4 protein-coding genes are annotated in these 2,820 nt (G+C 67.5%); 3 read left to right on the top strand and 1 reads right to left on the bottom strand.

Going from position 1 to position 2,820, the window contains the following annotated elements; all coding sequences use genetic code 11:
- From Cph01nite_RS18840 to Cph01nite_RS18830, 3 genes are all read left to right on the top strand, one after another.
- The coding region (locus Cph01nite_RS18840) for a hypothetical protein (RefSeq protein WP_203676573.1) at positions 1 to 251 on the top strand (251 nt) is incomplete at its 5' end.
- Positions 242 to 877 (top strand): hypothetical protein, encoded by a 636-nt coding sequence (locus Cph01nite_RS18835; RefSeq protein WP_203676571.1) that lies wholly within the window; start codon positions 242 to 244, stop codon positions 875 to 877. The genes Cph01nite_RS18840 and Cph01nite_RS18835, both read left to right, overlap by 10 nt.
- A gap of 254 nt (positions 878 to 1,131) precedes the next feature.
- Positions 1,132 to 1,692 carry a recombinase family protein gene (locus Cph01nite_RS18830; protein ID WP_203676569.1) on the top strand — a complete coding sequence of 187 codons (561 nt, stop codon included), beginning with the start codon at positions 1,132 to 1,134 and terminating at the stop codon, positions 1,690 to 1,692.
- A gap of 51 nt (positions 1,693 to 1,743) precedes the next feature.
- Here Cph01nite_RS18830 and Cph01nite_RS18825 read toward each other — a convergent pair.
- Positions 1,744 to 2,820 (bottom strand): IS3 family transposase gene (locus tag Cph01nite_RS18825; protein WP_239069371.1). Its coding sequence is split into 2 segments (ribosomal slippage), with 1,075 coding nucleotides annotated over them: positions 1,744 to 2,622 and positions 2,625 to 2,820; the frame shifts between segments, so codons are not numbered across the junction. This gene is flagged as partial in the annotation.

Raw genomic sequence — 2,820 nt, 5'->3', positions numbered from 1 at the left:
TCGATCGCGCGCTAAACTGGAACGTTTTTACAATCAAGCACGCTGGACCACACCCCTGGAACTACCATAACTGGGTTCTGACCAACATGGAAATAGCGGACGATCTCGCCCAGACAGAACCCACCAGTGAAGCGCGACGTGCCAGGTTCATTGCGGAATTCAAACGACTCGTCGTCGATGTGGTGAAGACTGACCCGACGATCGTACGAGCCGCGTACTGGAAGTGCAGGGACGACTACCGATGGCGATGAACCAGCCGATCACCGACCAGGTCCTGGCCAGCATCCCGTTCTGGGAACTCAGCGCCGACGACGCCAGCGGGCCTGATCACGTGGCAGCCCCTGACGGGCACTCCCGCAGCGACGTCCGGGTTGTCGCCTCTGAAGGCTTCATCGACCCCTGGCCAACCCTGGCATGGAGGTGGGAGAGCGCCAGCGCTTCCCCGTTCGACATCCTGTTCGCGATCGACGGTGTCCGGCTCTACAGCCCGCGGGTCCGCGACGTGATCGACGCCCGCCTCGGCACCGCCGACGACGTCCAGTGGCTGCCGGCGACCGTCCGAACCCCCGCCGGAGATGCGCACCCCTACTGGGTACCGCACCTGGTCACCCACCACGACGTCCTGCACGATCAGGCCAGCACCTGGGGCCCCGACCGCATCCCCATCCGCCACGTCTACTCCCTCACCAAGCTCACCGGTCACGCCTTCACCACCTACGCCATCCCCGGCCGCGCCCACACCACCTACGACGGCAGGCACATCGTTATCGGCTCGCGCGCCAACTCGATGACCTGCGTCATCTCCCAGCAGATCGCCGCACACCTGCACGACCTTGGCATCACCGGCGCACGCCTCACACCCGCACCCATCGCCTAGGACCCCTGCTGGCGGCACGGGACACGTCGACACGCGACAGATGACCAACGGCCTCCGCCCCGAGATCCGGCCGCCCGCACCTGTCAGATGTACGGGACCGTCGGAGTGAGTCATTTTGGGGTACACCCCAACCTGACACTGCTCGCCGCCGCTGAACCGCGTCCGAATAGGGTCAGTGGCGCCGTTTCTTGACGCCTGTCGGTTCCCTTCTTAGAGTCCAACCTGACAGATCGCGGGGTGGAGAGGGCGAGACGATGCGCGTCGGGTACATCCGGGTCAGCACGCTGGACCAGAACACCGTGCGCCAGCTCGACGGCGTCGAGGTGGAGCGGGTGTTCACCGACCGGGCGTCCGGCAAGGACACCGCTCGACCTCAGCTCGACGAGCTCGTCGCGTTCGTCCGCGACGGCGACACGGTCGTCGTGCACTCGATGGACCGTCTGGCCCGCAACCTCGACGACCTGCGCCGGCTCGTACGGACGCTGACCGCCAAGGGCGTGCAGGTCGAGTTCGTCAAGGAGCACCTGACCTTCACCGGCGAGGACTCCCCCATGTCCACCCTGCTGCTGTCGGTCATGGGCGCGTTCGCCGAGTTCGAACGCTCCCTGATCCTCGAGCGCCAGCGCGAGGGCATCGCCGCGGCCAAGCAGCGCGGCGTGTACACCGGGCGCCGACCGGCCCTAACCCCCGAGCGCGCGCAGCAGCTGCGCGACCGCGCCGCCGCCGGCGAGCAGAAGTCCGCGCTCGCCAAGGAGTTCGGCATCAGCCGCGAGACTCTCTACAGCTATCTGCGCGTGGCGTCCGCGCCCGGCTGACCGGCGCCCTAGACCCGACGGGCCTGATGCACGAGTAGGTGACAGTCGGTCTCAGGCGGCGAGTGCGACCTGAGTGGTCATGATGGTCTCGAACTCGATCGGTGTCAGCCGTCCGAGTCGGTGCTGGCGTCGGCGGCGGTGGTAGGTCCTCTCGATCCAGGTGACGATGGCGATCCGTAGGTCCTCGCGGGTGGCCCAGCGATGCCGGTTGAGCACGTTGTTCTGCAGCAGGGAGAAGAAGCTCTCCATGGCGGCGTTGTCGCCGGCGGAGGCGACCTGGCCCATCGACCCGACCAGGTCATGGCGGGCCAGGACGCGGGCCACCTTCCGGCTGCGGAACTGGCTCCCCCTGTCCGAGTGCACCACGCACCCAGCGACGGTCCGACGCCGTTGAACGGCGCTGACCAGCGCGTTCACCGCGATCTGGGACGTCATGCGGTCGCTGATCGAGTAGCCGACGATCCGGTTGGAGAACACGTCCTTGATCGCGCAGAGGTAGACCTTGCCTTCGGCGGTGGGGTGCTCGGTGATGTCCCAGAGCCACAACCGGTTCGGCCCGTCAGCGCGGAACTGGCGCAAGACGAGGTCGTCGTGGGCCGGCGGGCCGGCCTTCTTGGCGCCCCTGGCCCGTGGCTTGCCGAACGCCGACCACCAGCCGTTGCCCGAGCAGATCCGCCAGACGCGCCGGTCACACGCCCGATGCCCGGCGCGAGCGGCCTCGTCGGCAAGGAGTCGATAGCCGAACTCCGGATCGTCGCGGTGGGCGTCGAACAGGACGTTCGCGAGGTGCGCTTCGTCGAGCTCCCGATGCGTGATGGGGGCGGCGAGCCAGCGGTAGTAGGGCTGTCTGGCGAGCTTGAGGACCCGGCACGTCACCGCCACGGGCACCCCGTCGGCAGCGAGCTCGCTCACGAGCGGGTAGAGCCTTTTCCCGGCAGATGAGCCTGCGACAAGTACGCCGCCGCTCGACGCAGCACCTCGTTCTCCTGCTCCAGCAACCGGATCCGCCGGTTCGCCTCACGCAGCTCGGTCGACTCGGTGCGGCTCACGCCGGGTCGCTGACCGTCCTGGACGTCGGCATCACGCAACCAGTTACGCAGACACGACTCGGCGATCCCGAAGTCGGCA

The sequence above is a fragment of the Cellulomonas phragmiteti genome, from assembly GCF_016862775.1.
Lineage (GTDB): Bacteria > Actinomycetota > Actinomycetes > Actinomycetales > Cellulomonadaceae > Cellulomonas > Cellulomonas phragmiteti.
This window is presented reverse-complemented; position numbering and strand designations above follow the sequence as displayed.